We start from the raw sequence: 16,728 nt of genomic DNA, 5'->3' as shown, positions 1-16,728 counted from the left end.
AAGGTCAAGGAAGAACGGCCCTACCCTGGTCGTTCGCTCCGACGGACAGTTGATCCGCCCGTCACCACGGTGAAACGTGAGCCGGGCAGCGTGTCCACCGGGCAGACTCGATGACGCGCCTGCCGAGACGTCGGACTCCTCCTGTTGGGGTGACCTCATGAGCACGACCGGGCCGAACTCCACCGCCCTCGGACTGACCACCCTTTCCCGCACCGTCGCCTCGTTGGCCGTCGGCGTGGTGCACACCCTGGAACGCGCCGTGGTCGGCGAGGGTCGGGTGCGTACCGCGCGCGGCAACGCCTGGGAGGCGGTCTGCGCCGACCGGGCCCGCGCCGACCAGCGGGCCGAGCTGGACCGCCTGGTGGCCGAGCTGGCCGCCGCCCGGGCCGCGGCCCGGGACCGCCGCGAGGTCCGCGAGCGCCAGTCGGTCAGCTGACCGTCGGATCCTCGCCCCGGTCCAGCGCGTCCCACGCCTCGCGGGTGCCCCGCTCGGTGGCCGGGCGCCCGTCCGCCCCCGCCGGCGCCCCGGCGCCGGCGTTGCGCTCGTACCGGGCGCCCATCGCCGGCCAGCGCTGACCGCGCGCCGCGGTGAGCGCGCCGCCGAGCGCCGCCAGCACCCCGCCGAGCAGGCAGAGCGCCGGCCAGTGCCGGCTCACCTCGCCGTCGAACGCGGCGACCAGCCCGTACCCGCCGCCCGCCGCCACCGCCGCGCCGAGCAGGGCCAGCAGCCCGCCCAGCAGGCGCCGGACCCGGCCCCTGGTGGCCAGCACCGCACCGCCCCCGGCCAGCCCGACCAGCGCCAGCGCCGACAGCCACGGCAGCAGGTCCGCGCCGGTGCGGCCCGGCCGCGCCGACGGCAGCGATCCGCGCGGGGTCACCTCCACCGACCAGGTCCGGGTCGCCGCCCAGAAGGCGAGGCCCGCCCCGGCCAGGCAGAGCAGCACCGCGTACGTCAACTCGCGCCGGCCCGACGCGGCCGGCGTACCCGCCTCGGCGGGCGTGTCCGGACCGCTCACCGGGCCACTCATCGGGCCGGCCGGAGGGTTTCGGCGGCGGCAATGGCGGCGAGCACCGCGGCGGCCTTGTTCCGGGTCTCCTGGTCCTCGCCGGCGGGATCGGAATCGGCCACCACCCCGGCCCCGGCCTGCACGTACGCCCGCCCGTCGCGGATCAGCGCGGTGCGGATGGCGATGGCCATGTCCAGGTCGCCGCCGAAGCCGAAGTAGCCCACGGTGCCGCCGTAGATGCCGCGCCGGACCGGCTCCAGCTCCTCGATGATCTCCATGGCGCGCACCTTCGGGGCACCGGAGAGGGTGCCGGCCGGGAAGGTCGCGGCGAGCGCGTCGAAGGCCGTCCGGTCGTCGCGCAGCGTGCCGACCACGGTCGAGACGATGTGCATCACGTGGCTGTACCGCTCGATGGTGGCGAACTCCGGCACCTCCACCGTGCCCGGACGGCACACCCGGCCCAGGTCGTTGCGGCCCAGGTCGACCAGCATCACGTGCTCGGCCCGCTCCTTGGGGTCGGCGAGCAGCTCGGCGGCGAGCCGGGTGTCGGCGTCCGCGGTGGCGCCGCGCGGCCGGGTGCCGGCGATCGGGTGCAGCAGCGCCCGCCGCTGGCCGTCCGGACCGGCGTTGACCTTCAGGTGCGCCTCCGGCGACGAGCCGACGATGTCGAAGCCGTCGAAGCGCAGCAGGTACATGTACGGGCTGGGGTTGGTGGTGCGCAGCACCCGGTAGACGTCCAGCGGGTCGGCGCGGGTGTCCCGCTCGAAGCGCTGGGCGAGCACGATCTGGAAGCACTCGCCGGCGCGGATCGCCTCCTTGGCCGCCTCGACCGCCTTCGGGTAGCCGCCCTCCGGGGTACGGCTGACCACCTCGCCGGCCGGCGGTCGGCCCACGGTGGAGATCATGGGCGGAATCGGTCGGGACAGCGCGGTGGTCATCGCGTCGAGCCGCCCCACCGCGTGGTGGTACGCCGCCGCGACCAGCGGCTCCCGATCCGGCGCGTCCAGCGGCGGCAGCACCGCGTTGGCGACCAGGATCGCCGAGCCGTCGTAGTGGTCGAGCACCACCAGGTCGGTCGCGAGCATCATGCCCAGCTCCGGCACCCCGAGGTCGTCCTCGGTCAGCTCGGGCAGCCGCTCGAAGCGCCGGATCAGGTCGTAGCCCAGGTAGCCGACCATGCCGCCGGTCAGCGGCGGCATGTCGCTGGCCGGGTCCCAGACCGGGCCGGCCAGGGCCTCGACGGTCTCGCGCAGCACCTCGACCGGGTCGCCGGAGGACGGCACGCCGGCGGGGGGCTGGCCGGTCCAGACCGCGACGCCGTCCCGCTCGACCAGGGTCGCGCCGCTGCGCACGCCGATGAACGAGTACCGCGACCAGGACATCCCGGCCGAGCCGACGCCCTGCTCGGCGGACTCCAGCAGGAAGGTGCCCGGGCCGCCGGCGAGCTTGCGGTAGACCCCGACCGGGGTCTCCGCGTCGGCCAGCAGCCGCCGGGTCACCGGCACCACCCGCCAGCGGGCGGCCAGCTGGGTGAAGCTGCCCAGGTCGGGGCTCAGGGTGCCGTCGGTCATCGCCGGGCCTGCCTCTCGTCCGCGCCGGCGCGGTCCGGCCGCGCCCCGCTGTCCGCGCTCACCGCTGGGTCCCCGCGCCGCTGACCGGCAGCTCGGTGAAGAAGCAGGTGCGGTGCCCGGTGTGACAGGCCGCCCCCACCTGGTCGACGTTGACCAGCAGCGCGTCACCGTCGCAGTCCAGCGCGACCGAGCGGACGTACTGGTGGTGCCCGGAGGTGGCTCCCTTGACCCAGTACTCCTGCCGGCTGCGCGACCAGTAGGTGGCCCGGCCGGTGGTCAGCGTGCGGTGCAACGCCTCGTCGTCCATCCAGGCGACCATCAGCACCTCGCCGGTGTCGTGCTGGCGCACCACCGCGGCGACCAGGCCGTCGGGGGTGCGGCGCAGCCGGGCGGCGACGGCCGGATCGAGACGCGACGGGCGCACCGCGCCAGCGTCGGCGTCGCTCGGGGAAGAGTCAGTCACGGGCACAGTGACCCATTGTCCCGCACGCGGTGCGGGGACCTGCGGGGCGTACCCGCCCCGGCGGGCGGGCCGGGCGAGCTGGGCGACGTAGCGGTCGAGCCGCCCGTCGGCGAGCGCCGCCGCCAGGTCCGGCCCGGCCACCTCCGCGACCCGGTCGGCGTACGGGCGGACCAGCGGGAGGACCCCGGCGACCAGGCGCGCCGCGGCGGCCCCGAGCTGGCCGGTGGAGGCGGGGCGCAGCCCGAGGCAGAGCAGCATGTCGTCGCGGTAGCCGGGCGGGGCGACCGGCAGCGTGAGCGCGGCGGCGAAGGCGCCCCGCCGGGACACCACTCGGACGCTCGGGTTGGCCAGCCGCAGCACCGAGGGGCAGAGCCGGGCCAGGTCGGCGGCGGCCAGGCGTACCCCGAGCTGGTCGCCGGCGGCGCGGGCGGCGGCCACCTTGCCCAGCGTGGCGACCAACTCCTCCAGCCGGGGCTCGCCGGCGGGCTGGCAGAGCACCGGCAGGTCGATCCGGGGCCGCCAGCCCTCCTCCGCCCAGAGCAGCCGGACCGGCGCGGTGACCGGCAGGCCGAACGCCCAGTCGGCCGGCTCGCCGAGCCGGTCCACCCAGGAGCGGACGTCCCGGGCGGCCACCGACACGTGCACCAGCCGGCCGTCCACCTCGACCAGGTACGCCTGCCGCGCGGCGTACGGGGTGGGGCCGGGGCCGGTGGACCGGCCCGTCTCGCCCGAGGTCGGCGGGGCGGGGCGGTCGTCGTCGGCGACGAGCACGTCGAGGTCGACGTCGCTGTGCGCGGTGGCGGCCCGTCGGGCGTGGCTGCCGCGCAGCAGGATCCCGACGACGGGGCGTTCGGCGCCCTCGCGCAGCCGGGTCGCCCAGTCGTCGAAGAAGGTGCCCGCCAACAACGGAGCGTGATCCACCGCGCCATCCTGCCGCTGCGCCCCATGGGGCCGCAATGCCCGATGACGGACACGGTGTCCGATGACGGACACCCTGTCCGATCAGGAGGCTAGTGCCCCACGGTTCGCATTGATGCCTCGGGATACCTTTCGCCGGCCACCGCGCCGGCGGGAACCGCCGCGCCCAGCCGGTCCCGCTGTTCCGGGGTGAGCCGGATGGCGGCCGCCGCGGCGTTCTCCTCCAGGTAGCGGACCCGCTTGGTGCCGGGGATCGGCAGGATGTCCTCGCCCTGGGCCAGCAGCCAGGCCAGCGCGGCCTGGGCCGGGGTGCAGCCGATCTCCTCGGCCACCGCGCGCACCGCCGCGACCAGCCGCAGGTTGGCGTCGAGGTTGCCCTCGGCGAAGCGCGGCACGCCGGCCCGCCAGTCGTCGGCGGCGAGCTGGTCGCGACCGCTGATCGCCCCGGTGAGCAGGCCCCGCCCGACCGGGGAGTACGCCACCAGCACCACTCCCAGCTCCCGGCAGGTGGCCAGCATCTCCCCCTCGACGTCCCGGGTGAACAGCGAGTACTCCATCTGGACCGCGGTGACCGGGTGCACCGCGTGCGCCGCCCGCAGCGTCGCCGGGCTGACCTCGCTGAGCCCGATCAGGCGGACCTTGCCGGCCTCGACCAACTCGGCCAGCGCGCCGACGGTCTCCTCGATCGGGGTGCGCGGGTCGCGCCGGTGCAGGTAGTACAGGTCGATGGTGTCGACCCCGAGCCGGCCCAGCGAGGCGTCGCAGGCCTCCCGGGCCCAGGCGGCGCTGCTGTCCACGTACGCGCCGGGGGTGCCGGTGCCACCGAAGCTGTCGCCGCTGGTGCGGTTGCCGAACTTGGTGGCCAGGAAGACCTCGTCGCGGCGGGCCCGCACCACCGGGGCGAGCAGCCGCTCGTTCGCGCCGGCGCCGTACATGTCGGCGGTGTCCAGGTGGTTGACGCCCAGGTCCAGGGCCCGGTGCAGGGTACGGGTGGACTCGGCGTCGTCGCGACCGCCGTAGGCGAAACTCATCCCCATGCAGCCCAGCCCGATGGCCGAGACCTCGGGGCCGGTGGCCCCCATCCGGCGGCGGATCATCGGCCCTCCTCGGCCCGGCGGTAGAGGTCGATCTTGTAGTTGAGCACCTTCAGGTCCTCCTCCAGTTCGGCCATCCGGGCCAGCACCCGGGCCCGGTGCGCCTCGAACAGCGCCCGCCGGGCGCCGAGCGTGCGGTCGCCCTGCCGGGCCAGTTCGGCGTACCGGCGCATGTCGCGCACCGGCATCCCGGTGCGGCGCAGCCGGGTGAGCAGGAGCAGCCAGTCCAGGTCGGACTCGGTGTAGCGGCGGCGCCCCGCCGAGTCCCGGCCGACCGGGGCGACGAGCCCCTCCTGCTCGTACCAGCGCAGCGTGTAGGTGGTCAGGCCGACCCGGGCCGCCGCCTCGCCCACGGAGAGGGCCGGTTCCTGCGTGCTGATGTCCACGCCACCCAGGCTTCCAGTTCGAGAGCACTCGAAGTCAACCGTTGCGTCGGTCCGGGTATCTCATCTAGCGTTGAGTTCAACAGCTGATGAGTTTTGGAGGTGGGCGGTGGAGAACGCGATCACGGTCCGCGACCTGGTCGTTGACCGGGGCCGGCGGAGGGTGCTGCACGGCATCGACTGCACCGTCCCCCGGGGCTCGGTGACCGGGCTGCTCGGGCCCAGCGGCAGCGGCAAGACCACCCTGATGCGGGCGGTGGTGGGGGTCCAGGTGATCGACTCGGGCACGGTCACCGTGCTGGGCCGGCCGGCCGGCTCGGCCGACCTGCGCCACCGGGTCGGCTACCTGACCCAGGCGCCCAGCGTCTACGCCGACCTGACGGTCCGGGAGAACGCCCGCTACTTCGCGGCGCTGCAGGGCCGGCACGCGGCCGACGCCGACCGGGCGGTCGCCGACGTCGGGCTGGCCGACGCCGCCACCCAGCTGGTCGGCACCCTCTCCGGCGGGCAGCGCAGCCGGGCCTCGCTGGCCTGCGCCCTGGTCGGCGACCCCGAGCTGGTCATCCTCGACGAGCCGACGGTCGGCCAGGACCCGGTGCTGCGGGCCGACCTGTGGGCCCGGTTCCACGAGATGGCGGCGGCCGGCACGACGCTGCTGGTGTCCAGCCACGTGATGGACGAGGCGGCCCGCTGCGACCGGCTGCTGCTGATCCGGGAGGGTCGGCTGGTCGCCGACGACACTCCCGACGCGGTCCGGGAGCGCACCGGGGTCGACGACCTGGAGGAGGCGTTCCTGCGGTTGATCCGGTCGAGCGAGGCGGGCCAGCAGCCCGCCGCCAAGGAGGCGTGATGAGTGCGAGGATTCTGGCCGTCACCACCGGGCGCATCCTGCGCCAGCTGCGGCACGACAAGCGCACGGTGGCGCTGCTGGTGGTGGTGCCGACGGTGCTGCTGACCCTGGTCTACTACATGTACGCCGACCAGCCCACCGTCCCCGGGCAGCCGTCGACCTTCGACCGGATCGCCCTGATCATGCTGGGCTTCTTCCCGTTCATCGTGATGTTCCTGGTGACCAGCATCGCGATGCTGCGCGAGCGCACCACCGGCACGCTGGAACGGCTGCTCACCACGCCGCTGCACAAGCTCGACCTGCTCTTCGGCTACGGCATCGCGTTCGGGCTGGCCGGGGCCGTGCAGGCGACCATCGCCGCGGGCGTGGCGTACTGGCTGCTCGGGATGGAGACCGCCGGCAGCGCCGGGCTGGTCATCCTGGTCGCGGCGCTGAACGCCGTGCTGGCCGTGGCGCTCGGGCTGTTCTGCAGCGCCTTCGCCCGCACCGAGTTCCAGGCGGTCCAGTTCATGCCGGTCGTGGTCGCCCCGCAGCTGCTGCTCTGCGGGCTCTTCGTGCCGCGCGGCCAGATGGCCGGCTGGCTCCAGGCGGTCAGCGACGCGCTCCCCCTGTCGTACGCGGTCGAGGCCCTGCAGGAGGTCGGCGCGCACGCCGAGCCGACCGGGACCATGTGGCGGGACGTGGCGATCGTCGCCGGCGCGGCGGTGGCGGCCCTGGTGCTCGCGGCGGCGACCCTGCGGCGGCGCAGCGGATGACGCCGCGCCGCACCGGCCGGCGCCCCGGCAACCCGGACACCCGGCAGGCCATCCTCGCGGCGGCCCGGACGACCTTCGCCGAGCGCGGCTTCGACGCGGCCTCGATCCGGGTCATCGCCGCCGCCGCGGGGGTCGATCCGGCCCTGGTGCACCACTACTTCGGCAGCAAGGAGGAGCTCTTCCGGGCCACCGTCGAGATCCCGCTGGACCCGGCGGAGCTGCTCCCCGTCGTGCTGGCCGGCGGGGTGGACGGCGTCGGCGAGCGGCTGGTCCGGACGTTCCTCGGGGTGTGGGACTCGCCGGCCGGCAAGGCGGCGGTGGCCCTGCTCCGCTCGGCGGTGAACAACGACTGGACGGCCCGGCTGCTGCGCGAGTTCCTGGTCACCCAGGTGCTGCGCCGGGTGCTCGACCACCTCGACGTCCCGCCGGCGGAGCTGCCGCTGCGCGGCTCGCTGGTGGCCACCCAGATGATCGGCCTGGCCATGATGCGGTACGTCATCCGGCTGGAGCCGGTGGCCTCCACCGACCCGGAGACCCTGGTCGCGGCGCTCGGCCCGACCGTGCAGCGCTACCTCACCGGCGACCTGGCCTGAGCGGTCAGCGCCCGTCGGCCGCCGAGCGGGCGCTGGCCGCGCGCGGGCAGAGCATCGGGTGCAGCAGCCGGGACAGCTCCGCCGGGTCGGCCACCGGGTGCGGGAAGGCCAGCCGGGCCCGCCGCCGGTCGCCGGGCCCGCCGTACGCGACCACCAGGCCGTACCGGTCCAGCCGCACCACCCGGGGCCGGCCGCCGGTCAGGTCGAGGTGGTCGCGCAGGTACGCGGTGACCTGCGCCTCGTGGTGGTCGGTGAGGTCGGCAAGCAGCTCGGGCTCGATCGCGTGCAGCGGGTCCGGCTCAGCGGCGGCGTACTCCCCGGGGTCGACGCGGCGCACGGAGTCGGCGCCCTCCAGGCGGGCCTCGACCACCTCGAACCGGTGCAGCCGGAACCGGGTGCCGACGTCGAGCAGGTCACCGGTCGGGTCGACGGCCGCGAAGTCGGCCGCGCCGCGCCGGGCCTCCGCGCCCCGCAGCGGCGCCGCCCAGCCGGAGATCCAGGCCCGGCCGAGCGACGGCGCGCCCGGCGCCGGGGGCAGGTCCAGCACGTCGAGCACCACGGCGACGTCGTCGTCGGCCCCGGGGTCCAGCTCGGCGGCGAGGTCACTGACCACCGGCACGAGCATCAGCACCCCTCCCTCCGGGTCGGTGGCGTGCCGGACGTGGTACGGGCCCGGGCGGTGCGCGAGGTGCACCAGACCGGGCAGCCGACCGGCGACCAGGGTGCGGACGATCTCGGCGGGGCTCGGTCCCATCGGGGCACCTCCAGCATAGGTTAGGCTTACCTAAGTAGCAGCCTAGAACACCCGAGCGGAGACGTCCACGTGAACCACCCCCGCCCCAAGGCCCGCCTCTCCCGGGCCCTCGGCATCCCACTGACCCGCAAGTGCGTCCAGTACCTCGAACGCCGCCCCTACCCGCCGGGCGTGCACGGCCGAGCCCGCCGGCGCACCTCCGACTACCAGGTCCGGCTGCTGGAGAAGCAGCGGCTGCGGCACCAGTACAACGTCAGCGAGGTACAGCTGCGCCGCGCCTTCGAGGAGGCGGCGCGGGGCGCCGGCAAGACCGGCGAGACGCTGGTCGCGCTGCTGGAACGGCGGCTGGACGCGGTGGTGCACCGCGCCGGCCTGGCCCGCAGCATCTACCAGGCCCGGCAACTGGTCGCCCACGGGCACCTCACCGTCGACGGGCGCAAGGTCGACCGGCCGTCGTACCGGCTGCGGCCCGGTCAGGTGGTCGCCGTCCGCGAGCGCAGCCGGCAGCTGCCGCCCTTCCAGCTCGCCGCCACCGGGGCGAACGCGGACGAGGGGCCGGGCCGGCCGTACCTGTCGGTCGACCTGACCGGCCTGCGGGCCACCCTGCTGCGCGAGCCGGCCCGGCACGAGGTGCCGGTGATCTGCGACGAGCAGCTGGTGGTCGAGCACTACTCCCGGTGAGCCGACCGGATCCGGCGCGCGACGCGCCGGATCCGGCTCAACGGTTCAGCGGGTCTGCTCCAGCCAGGAGGCGTAGAGCAGGGCGTAGACCGACTCCGGGTCGCGGACCAGCTCGTCGTGCGGGCCGCGCTGCACGATCCGGCCCCGGTCCACCACGATCACCTCGTCGGCCGCCTGCGCGGTGGAGAGCCGGTGCGCGATGGCGAGGGTGGTCCGGCCCCGGGTGACCGCGTCCAGCGTGCGCTGCAGGCGTACCTCGGTGGCCGGGTCGACGGCGCTGGTGGCCTCGTCGAGGACCAGCAGGTCCGGATCGGCCACGTACGCCCGGGCGAGCGCGACCAGCTGCCGCTCACCCACGCTCAGCGACTCGCCCCGCTCGCCGACCGCGGTGGCCAGCCCCGACGGCAGGCCGTCCAGCCAGTCGGCCAGCCCCAGCTCGGTGAAGGCCGCGGTGAGTTGCGCGTCGGTCAGCTCGGGGCGGGCGAAGCGGACGTTGTCGCCCACCGTGGCGTCGAAGAGGAAACCGTCCTGCGGCACCATCACCACCCGGGCGCGCAGCGAGTCGAACCGCACCCGGTCCAGCGGCACCCCGGAGAGCAGCACCTGCCCGTCGGTCGGGTCCATCAGCCGGGTGAGCAGCTTGGCGAAGGTGGTCTTGCCGCTGCCGGTCTCGCCGACCACCGCCACCCGGCTCTTCGCCGGGATGTCGAGGGTGACGTCGTGCAGCACCGGCGGGCCGCCCGGGTACGCGAACGTCACCCCGGCGAAGCGGATGTCCAGCGGGCCCGGCGGCAGCTCCTGCCCCTGCTCGCCCGGGTCGGCCACGTCCGGCGCGACGTCGAGAACGTCCAGCACCCGACGCCAGCCGGCGATGGCGTTCTGCGCCTCGTTGAGCACCTCGGTGGCGATCTGCACCGGCTGGATGAAGAGCGTGACCAGGAACAGGAACGCGGTGAGCTGGCCGATGGAGAGCGAGCCGTCCACGCCGAGCAGCACCCCGAGGACCACCACTCCGGCCAGCGCCAGGCCGGCCGCCAACTCTCCCACCGAGCTGCCCAGGATGCTGATCCGGATCGCCCGCTGCTGGGCGTGCTGCTGCCCCTCGATCGCGGTGTCGAGCCGCCGGGCGGTGCGCCCCGCGATGCCGTACGCCCGGATCACCGGCGCGCCGACCACGCTCTCGGCGATCGTGCCGAGCAGGGTGCCCGTCCGCTGCCGGACCACGCCGTAGGCGGCGCCGAGCCGACGCTGGAGCTGCCGGATCACCAGCACCGCCGGCGCGAAGGCGACGAGCACCACCAGGGTCAACTTCCAGGAGTACGCCAGCATCACGGCCGTGGTGACCAGGAGCTGGCCGAGGTTGACGAGCAGGATCACGCCGCCCCACTGGAGGAACTGGGTGATCTGGTCGACGTCGCTGGTCACCCGGGAGACCAGCGACCCGCGCCGCTCGGACTGCTGGTGCAGCATCGACAGGTCGTGCACGTGCCGGAACGCCCGGGTCCGGACGTTGGCCAGCGCGGTCTCGCTGACCGTGAACAGCCGGCGCATCATCAGGTACCCGCAGCCGGTGGTGACCACCAGCACCGCCGCGGTGATCGCGACCACCCGCCACACCACGGCCAGGTCCAGGCCGCCGACGATGCCGCCGTCGATGCCCCGCTGCACGGCGACCGGCACGGCAACCCGGCCGACCATGTACACCAGGGCCAGCGCGAGGGTGCCGGCCAGCCCGATCCGCAGCTCCGGGGAGAGCGCCAGGCCGCGCCGCAGCGTCCGCCAGGTCGTCTCGGGACGCTCCTGCGGCTCCTCGCGCCGCTCCGGCTCCGCCGTTGTCGCGCTGGCGCTCACCGGGCCGACCTTTCGTTCGCGACTGCGGGGCTCCGCTCCGCTGCACTCCTCGCGCTCACCGGTCCACCTCGATCTCCAGGCCCGAGGTCAGCGGCGCGACCTCGTCGTACGTGCGGTTCTGCTCGCGTTCGTGCTCGGCCTGCTCGTACGCGGTCACCAGATCGGCGTAGCCGGGCACGGTGGCGAGCAGCTCGGTGTGCGTGCCCCGGGCCACCACCCGCCCCTGCTCCACGTAGATCACCTCGTCGGCGAGGGCGATGGTCGCCCGCCGGTACGCGACCACCAGGATCGACGCGGCGGCGCCCTGCCCCCCGGTCGGAGCGCGCAGCCCGGCCAGGATGGCCGCCTCCACCCTCGGGTCGACGGCGCTGGTCGCGTCGTCGAGCACCAGCAGCCGGGGCCGGCCGGCGAGCGCCCGGGCCAGGGTGAGCCGCTGCCGCTGCCCGCCGGAGAGCGAGGTGCCCCGCTCGCCGACCATGGTGTCCAGCCCCTCGGGCAGCGCGGCGACGAAGCCGTCCGCCTCGGCCAGCCGCAGCGCGGCCCACACGTCCTCGTCGCCGATGCCCGGCCGGTCCAGCGTGATGTTGGCCCGTACGGTGTCGTCGAAGACGAACGGCACCTGGGCGACCAGGGCGACCGTCGCCGCCAGCGAGTCCGCGGCCAGCTCGCGCACGTCGACGCCGTCCAGGGCCACCGTGCCGGCGTGCGGGTCGACCAGGCGCACGGCCAGCGAGGCGATGGTGGACTTGCCGGCGCCGGTCGGGCCGACCAGGGCGACCGTCTTCCCGGCCGGCACGGTGAAGGTGACCTCGCCGAGCACCTCCGTGCCGGGCAGGTGCGCCTCGGCCGGCTCGTAGGAGAAGCAGACGCCGGCGAAGGCGAGCGTGGCGGGTGTCGGCTCGGCCCGGTCGAGCCGACGCTCGCCGTACGGCATCTCGCCGGTGGCGTCCAGGACCCGGCGGACCCGGTCCCAGCCGGCGACGCTGCGCGGCAGCTCGGCGAGGACCCAGCCGATGGCCCGCACCGGGAAGGCCAGCACGGTGAAGAGGAAGGCGACGCTGACCAGCTCGGCGACGCTGATCGCGCCCGCCCGCAGCCGGAACGCCCCGACCACCAGCACGGCGAGGGTGCCGAGGCTGGGCAGGGTCTCCAGCAACGGGTCGAAGACGCCGCGCAGCCGGCCGACGGAGATCAGCGCGTCGCGCAGCTCGCCGGCCCGGGCGGAGAACCGGGCGGTCTCCTCGGCCTCGCGGCCCATCGTCTTGACCACCAGGGCGCCGTCGAAGCTCTCGTGGGCGATGCCGCTGACCTCGGCGCGCAGCCGCTGGGCGCGGGCCTGCCGGGGCGCCATCCGCCGGGAGTAGACCACGTTGAGCGCGAAGAGCGCGGGGAAGACGGCCAGCCCGACCAGGGCCAGCGCCCAGTCGGTGAGGAAGAGCGAGACGACCGCCCCGACCAGCATGACCAGGGTGCCGACGGCGAACGGCAGCGGGGCGATCGGGTACCAGGCCGCCTCCACGTCGGAGTTTGCGTTGGACAGCAGGGTGCCGGTGGCGTTGCGCTGGTGCCAGGCCAGCGGCAGGTCGAGGTAGCGGCGGGTGACCCGGCGCCGGTACGCGGCCTGGAGGCGGAACTGCATGTAGCCGGCGCCGAGCCGGCGGCCGAAGATGCCCACCACCCGCAGCACGCTGATGCCGAACAGCGCCGCCGCGGCCAGGACCAGCGCACTCGTCCCGACGTCGCCCCGGGCGACGGCCGGCACCACCACCTCGCCGACCACCGCGCCCACCACGTACGCGCTGGCGATGACCATGAGGCCGAAGAGCACGCTGCCGCTCACCGCTACCGCGAAGATCCGCGGTTGTTCCCGGATCGCCCGCCCGAGGACCCACAGCCCTCTGCCGAGCACGTCCCGACTTGTCCCGCTCGCCACACTGTCCCCCGCCGTAAGCCGCACTGTTCCCCCTCATCCTTACCGCTCCCGGCCACCTCCGCCGACCCGGACCCGGTATGTCCGCCGTCACGTGCGCTCCGGCACGCTCCGGCGCACCCCGGTCACCACGGCCCGCGCTCCGGCGCGCCGACACCGGCCGGCGCGCCTACCATCTCCCTCATGCCGCGGTACGCCCGATCGGAGCGCGAGGCGCTCGTCGATCTCATGCTGGAGCTGGGACCGGACGCACCGACCGTCAACGAGGGATGGACGACCCGCGACCTCGCCGCCCATCTGGTGGTGCGCGAGCGCCGCCCGGACGCCGCCGGCGGCATCGTGCTGCCGCCTTTGCGCGGGTACGCCGAGCGGGTGCGCCGGCGGATCGCCGCCCGCCCCTGGGCGGAGCTGGTCGGCCTGGTGCGCCGCCCGCCGCTGTGGAGCCCGGTGAGCAACCCGCTCACCGACGAGCTGGCCAACACCCTGGAGTTCTTCATCCACCACGAGGACGTCCGCCGGGCTGCGGCGGGATGGCAGCCGCGTGACCTGCCGGCCGGCCTGCGGGCGCGGCTGTGGAAGCCGGCCTCCCTGATGGCCCGGGCGGCGTTGCGCCGGTTCCCGGCCGACCTGCTGGTGCAGGCGCCCGGTCACGGCGAGCTGTCGGTGGGGCGGGGCGGCGAACGGCTCCGGCTGGTCGGGTCGCCGGGCGAGTTGGCGCTCTTCCTCTCGGGCCGGCAGCGGGTGGCCCGGGTCCAGGTCGACGGCTCCGCTCCCCTCGCCGACCGGCTCCGCCACGCCTCGCTCGGCCTCTGACCTCCCGGCCGGTGGAACCGGTCAGGAGGAGTTTTCCCACCATGCGCGCCCAGCGATTCCCGCCAATGTGAGGTGTCGTACTCTTCTGCGCGCCGATCCCGTTCCGGGCGGCGGACAGGGGGGCACCATGCGCGGCATCGCCGGGTCGGGACTGCACGAGCCCCCCTTCCCCGCCCGGCGGCACCCCGCCACCGGCCGGGTCGGCGCGGAAAGCCTGAGCTGGGCCCGGAGCCTCGGGCTGGTCGAGGACGGGCCGCGCTGGCACCGGCTGCGGGCCGCCGACGCCGCCGAACTCGCCGGCCGGGCCTGCCCACGGGCGCCGGTGGACCGGCTGCGGCTGCTCACCGACCTGATCACCTGGCTGTTCGTGGTGGACGACAGCTGCGACGAGGACGACCTGGGGGCCGAGCCGGGCCGGCTCGCGCCGACCGTCGGCGCGCTGCTGGACGTCCTCGACCGGCACGGCGCCGACGGCGGGGCGGCGCCCGCCGACGGTCCGCTGGGCGCCGCGCTGGCCGACATCTGCTGGCGGGTACGCGAGCACCGCCGCCCGGCGCTGCTGCTGCGGCTGGTGGCCCAGTTGCGCGAGTACCTGCTGGCCCTGCTCTGGGAGGCGGCCAACCGGCAGCACCGGCGGGTGCCGGAGCTGCCCGAGTACCTCCAGCTGCGCCGGCACACCGGCGGCGTACGCCCCAGCCTCACCCTGACCGACCTGGCGTACGACGTCCGGCCGGGCCCGGGAGGGCGCACCGACCCGGCGGTGCTCGCCCTCGACGACCTCACCACCGACCTGGTCTGCTGGTGCAACGACCTCTTCTCGCACCGCAAGGAGCTGCGCGGCGCGCCCGACCCGCACAACCTGGTCACCGTCATCGCGGCCCGCACCGGGCAGGACGTCGACAGCGCCGTCCGCACGGCGGCCGGACTGTTCAACGACCGGCTGGACCGCTACCTCGCCGGCGAGGCGGCGCTGGCCGGTGAGCCGGCCATGGCACCCTTCCTGGAGGTCCGCCGGTCCTGGATCCGGGCCACCTACGACTGGTCGCTGCGGGCCGTCCGGTACGCCTGAGCGTTCCAACCCGCGGGACACAGTCGGCTCACAGCTTTCGGGGCTAGCCGAGGCCCCGGTGCAGGCAATACTCTTCGGTAACCGCAGAACGGCGTGACCCCCGTCACGTCCATCCACCCCCTGAAGGCGGCTACAGCGATGGCTCTCGATGTACCATACCGTTCCATCCCCGACATGTTCCTCAAGCGCGTGGCCGCCAGCCCCGACCGGCACGCGTTCGCCCACCCGGGCCCGGACGAGTCCGGCCCCGTCTGGCTGACGTGGGAGCAGGTCGGCCAGCGGGCCAAGGCGGTCGCCGCCGGCCTGCACGCACTGGGCGTCGGCCAGGAGGATCCGGTGGCGATCCTGGCCAACACCCGGCTGGACTGGGTGATCGCCGACTTCGGCATCATGTGCGCCGGCGGCGCGACCACCACGGTCTACCCCACCACGGAGCCCGAGGACGCGGTCTACATCATCGCCGACTCCGGCTCCCGGGTGCTCTTCGCCGAGAACCCGGCCCAGGCTGCCAAGATCGCCGACGCGGAGCTTCCCGCGCTCACCCACGTGGTGCTCTTCGACGGCGCCGTCGACCCGGCCGCGGCCGTACCCCAGCTCACCCTCGCGGAGCTGGAGGAGCAGGGCGCGGCGCGACTGGCGGCCGAGCCGGACCTGGTCGAGCGGCTCGTCGCCCCGATCGGCCCGGAGCACCTGGCCACCCTGATCTACACCTCGGGCACCACCGGCCGACCCAAGGGCGTCGAGCTGCTGCACGGCGGCTGGTGCTGGGAGGGCGTGGCGCAGGCCGAGATGGGGCTGCTGCGCGACGACGACCTGCAGTACCTCTGGCTTCCGCTGTCGCACTCGTTCGGCAAGACGCTGCTCTGCGGCGCCACCCACGTCGGCCTGCCGACGTACGTGGACGGGCGGATCGACAAGCTGGTCGACCTGCTCGGCGTGGTCCGGCCGACGCTGATGTGCGGCGCGCCCCGGGTCTTCGAGAAGGTCTACAACAAGGCGGTCACCACGGCCCAGAGCGCCGGCGGCGCGAAGGCGAAAATCTTCGCCTGGGGCGTCCGCGTCGGCAAGGAGAAGGTCGCGCTGGAGCAGGCCGGCCAGCCGGTCCCGGCGGGGCTGAAGCTGAAGTACGCGCTGGCCGAGAAGCTGGTCTTCAGCAAGCTCCAGGCCCGCCTCGGCGGCCGGATGCGGGTGCTGGTCTCCGGCGCGGCGCCGCTGAGCAAGGAGATCGCCACCTTCTTCGCCGCCGCGAACCTGCCCATCTCCGAGGGGTACGGCCTGACCGAGACCAGCGCCGGCAACTTCGTCAACCCGCCGGAGGGGCTGCGCATCGGCACCGTCGGCAGGGCGATGGGCGACCTGGAGTGCCGGCTCGACACGGACGGCGAGATCCTGGTCAAGGGCACGCCGGTGATGCGCGGCTACCACAACCTGCCCGAGGAGACGAAGGCCGCGTTCACCGAGGACGGCTTCTTCCGCACCGGCGACATCGGCAGCCTCGACGACGACGGCTACCTCCGGATCACCGACCGCAAGAAGGACCTGGTCAAGACCTCCGGCGGCAAGTACATCGCCCCGTCGCACATCGAGGGCATGTTCAAGGCGATCTGCCCGTACACCTCGCAGGCGATCGTGGTCGGCCAGGCCCGCAACTACTGCACCATGCTGGTCACCCTGGACCCGGACGCGATCAAGGGCTGGACGGCCGGCGGCCCGCTGGAGGGCCGGGACTACGCCGATGTCGTGGCCTCCCCCGAGGCGAAGGCCATGGTCGAGGAGTACGTCGCGCAGCTCAACGCGAAGCTCAACCGGTGGGAGACGATCAAGAAGGTCACCATCCTGCCGCGCGACCTGACCATCGAGCACGGCGAGATCACCCCGTCTCTCAAGATCAAGCGACGCGGCGTGGAGACCAACTTCGCCGCCGAGATCGACAAGATGTACGAGGGCACGCTGGCCGAGCTCTGACCGCCTCGGGTGGCCGTGGCCGGTTCCTCCG

16 protein-coding genes and 1 pseudogene are annotated in these 16,728 nt (G+C 74.6%); 8 read left to right on the top strand and 9 right to left on the bottom strand.

Annotated elements, in window-relative coordinates:
• The first annotated feature begins 157 nt into the window (after positions 1 to 157).
• The gene (locus ACTMS9_RS09195) at positions 158 to 436 is read left to right on the top strand and encodes a hypothetical protein (protein ID WP_441164663.1); all 279 of its coding nucleotides are present in this window, start codon (positions 158 to 160) and stop codon (positions 434 to 436) included.
• Here ACTMS9_RS09195 and ACTMS9_RS09190 read toward each other — a convergent pair.
• The 6 genes and pseudogenes from ACTMS9_RS09190 to ACTMS9_RS09165 all read right to left on the bottom strand — a co-directional run bounded on the left by ACTMS9_RS09190 (position 429) and on the right by ACTMS9_RS09165 (position 5,439).
• Positions 429 to 1,028: a Trp biosynthesis-associated membrane protein gene (locus ACTMS9_RS09190; protein WP_441164662.1), complete on the bottom strand. Its 600-nt coding sequence runs from the start codon at positions 1,026 to 1,028 to the stop codon at positions 429 to 431. The genes ACTMS9_RS09195 and ACTMS9_RS09190 overlap by 8 nt on opposite strands.
• On the bottom strand, positions 1,025 to 2,578 hold the full coding sequence (locus ACTMS9_RS09185) for an anthranilate synthase component I (protein ID WP_441164661.1): 1,554 nt from the start codon (positions 2,576 to 2,578) through the stop codon (positions 1,025 to 1,027). The genes ACTMS9_RS09190 and ACTMS9_RS09185 overlap by 4 nt, the downstream gene beginning before the upstream one ends.
• Positions 2,579 to 2,636: 58 nt before the next feature.
• Positions 2,637 to 3,047, bottom strand: coding sequence for a phosphoribosyl-AMP cyclohydrolase (hisI, locus tag ACTMS9_RS09180; RefSeq protein WP_441145899.1), 411 nt, complete (start codon positions 3,045 to 3,047; stop codon positions 2,637 to 2,639).
• Positions 3,048 to 3,215: 168 nt separating this feature from the next.
• Positions 3,216 to 3,539 (bottom strand): annotated as a pseudogene (locus ACTMS9_RS09175) (phosphoribosyl-AMP cyclohydrolase); the annotation flags it as partial.
• A gap of 512 nt (positions 3,540 to 4,051) precedes the next feature.
• A complete protein-coding gene (locus tag ACTMS9_RS09170; RefSeq protein ID WP_441164660.1) occupies positions 4,052 to 5,056 on the bottom strand; it encodes an aldo/keto reductase in 1,005 nt (334 codons plus the stop codon).
• Positions 5,053 to 5,439, bottom strand: coding sequence for a MerR family transcriptional regulator (locus tag ACTMS9_RS09165; protein WP_088961162.1), 387 nt, complete (start codon positions 5,437 to 5,439; stop codon positions 5,053 to 5,055). The genes ACTMS9_RS09170 and ACTMS9_RS09165 overlap by 4 nt, the downstream gene beginning before the upstream one ends.
• Before the next feature lie 106 nt (positions 5,440 to 5,545).
• On the opposite strand from ACTMS9_RS09165, the gene ACTMS9_RS09160 reads away from it, so the two are divergent.
• From ACTMS9_RS09160 to ACTMS9_RS09150, 3 genes are read left to right on the top strand one after another with little or no spacing between them, the layout of a single operon-like run.
• On the top strand, positions 5,546 to 6,286 hold the full coding sequence (locus ACTMS9_RS09160; protein WP_441145144.1) for an ABC transporter ATP-binding protein: 741 nt from the start codon (positions 5,546 to 5,548) through the stop codon (positions 6,284 to 6,286).
• The gene (locus ACTMS9_RS09155; RefSeq protein ID WP_441145146.1) at positions 6,286 to 7,041 is read left to right on the top strand and encodes an ABC transporter permease; all 756 of its coding nucleotides are present in this window, start codon (positions 6,286 to 6,288) and stop codon (positions 7,039 to 7,041) included. Before ACTMS9_RS09160 ends, ACTMS9_RS09155 begins: the two co-directional genes overlap by 1 nt.
• The gene (locus tag ACTMS9_RS09150) at positions 7,038 to 7,634 is read left to right on the top strand and encodes a TetR/AcrR family transcriptional regulator (RefSeq protein ID WP_441145148.1); all 597 of its coding nucleotides are present in this window, start codon (positions 7,038 to 7,040) and stop codon (positions 7,632 to 7,634) included. The genes ACTMS9_RS09155 and ACTMS9_RS09150 overlap by 4 nt, the downstream gene beginning before the upstream one ends.
• Positions 7,635 to 7,638: 4 nt before the next feature.
• On the opposite strand, the gene ACTMS9_RS09145 is transcribed toward ACTMS9_RS09150, so the two are convergent.
• Entirely contained in the window at positions 7,639 to 8,388 is a 750-nt protein-coding gene (locus ACTMS9_RS09145) for a DUF2470 domain-containing protein (RefSeq protein WP_441164659.1), read from the bottom strand.
• 69 nt (positions 8,389 to 8,457) lie between these two features.
• On the opposite strand from ACTMS9_RS09145, the gene rpsD reads away from it, so the two are divergent.
• Entirely contained in the window at positions 8,458 to 9,069 is a 612-nt protein-coding gene (rpsD, locus tag ACTMS9_RS09140; protein WP_357614690.1) for a 30S ribosomal protein S4, read from the top strand.
• A gap of 45 nt (positions 9,070 to 9,114) precedes the next feature.
• On the opposite strand, the gene ACTMS9_RS09135 is transcribed toward rpsD, so the two are convergent.
• Together ACTMS9_RS09135 and ACTMS9_RS09130 are read right to left on the bottom strand one after the other, a co-directional pair.
• Positions 9,115 to 10,920: an ABC transporter ATP-binding protein gene (locus tag ACTMS9_RS09135; RefSeq protein ID WP_441164658.1), complete on the bottom strand. Its 1,806-nt coding sequence runs from the start codon at positions 10,918 to 10,920 to the stop codon at positions 9,115 to 9,117.
• Positions 10,921 to 10,975: 55 nt separating this feature from the next.
• Positions 10,976 to 12,853 (bottom strand): ABC transporter ATP-binding protein, encoded by a 1,878-nt coding sequence (locus tag ACTMS9_RS09130; protein ID WP_441145154.1) that lies wholly within the window; start codon positions 12,851 to 12,853, stop codon positions 10,976 to 10,978.
• Positions 12,854 to 13,033: 180 nt separating this feature from the next.
• Here ACTMS9_RS09130 and ACTMS9_RS09125 point away from each other — a divergent pair, with 180 nt between their 5' ends.
• The 3 genes from ACTMS9_RS09125 (at position 13,034) to ACTMS9_RS09115 (ending at position 16,697) form a co-directional block, all read left to right on the top strand.
• Entirely contained in the window at positions 13,034 to 13,663 is a 630-nt protein-coding gene (locus ACTMS9_RS09125; RefSeq protein ID WP_154943819.1) for a TIGR03085 family metal-binding protein, read from the top strand.
• Between the two features lie 127 nt (positions 13,664 to 13,790).
• Positions 13,791 to 14,732, top strand: a complete 942-nt coding sequence (locus ACTMS9_RS09120) for a terpene synthase family protein (RefSeq protein WP_441164657.1) — start codon at positions 13,791 to 13,793, stop codon at positions 14,730 to 14,732.
• A 138-nt stretch (positions 14,733 to 14,870) separates the two neighbouring features.
• Positions 14,871 to 16,697, top strand: a complete 1,827-nt coding sequence (locus tag ACTMS9_RS09115; RefSeq protein WP_441164656.1) for an AMP-dependent synthetase/ligase — start codon at positions 14,871 to 14,873, stop codon at positions 16,695 to 16,697.
• Positions 16,698 to 16,728 lie beyond the last annotated feature (31 nt).

Source organism: Micromonospora sp. L31, from assembly GCF_052068075.1.
Taxonomy (GTDB): Bacteria; Actinomycetota; Actinomycetes; order Mycobacteriales; family Micromonosporaceae; genus Micromonospora; species Micromonospora purpureochromogenes.
This window is presented reverse-complemented; position numbering and strand designations above follow the sequence as displayed.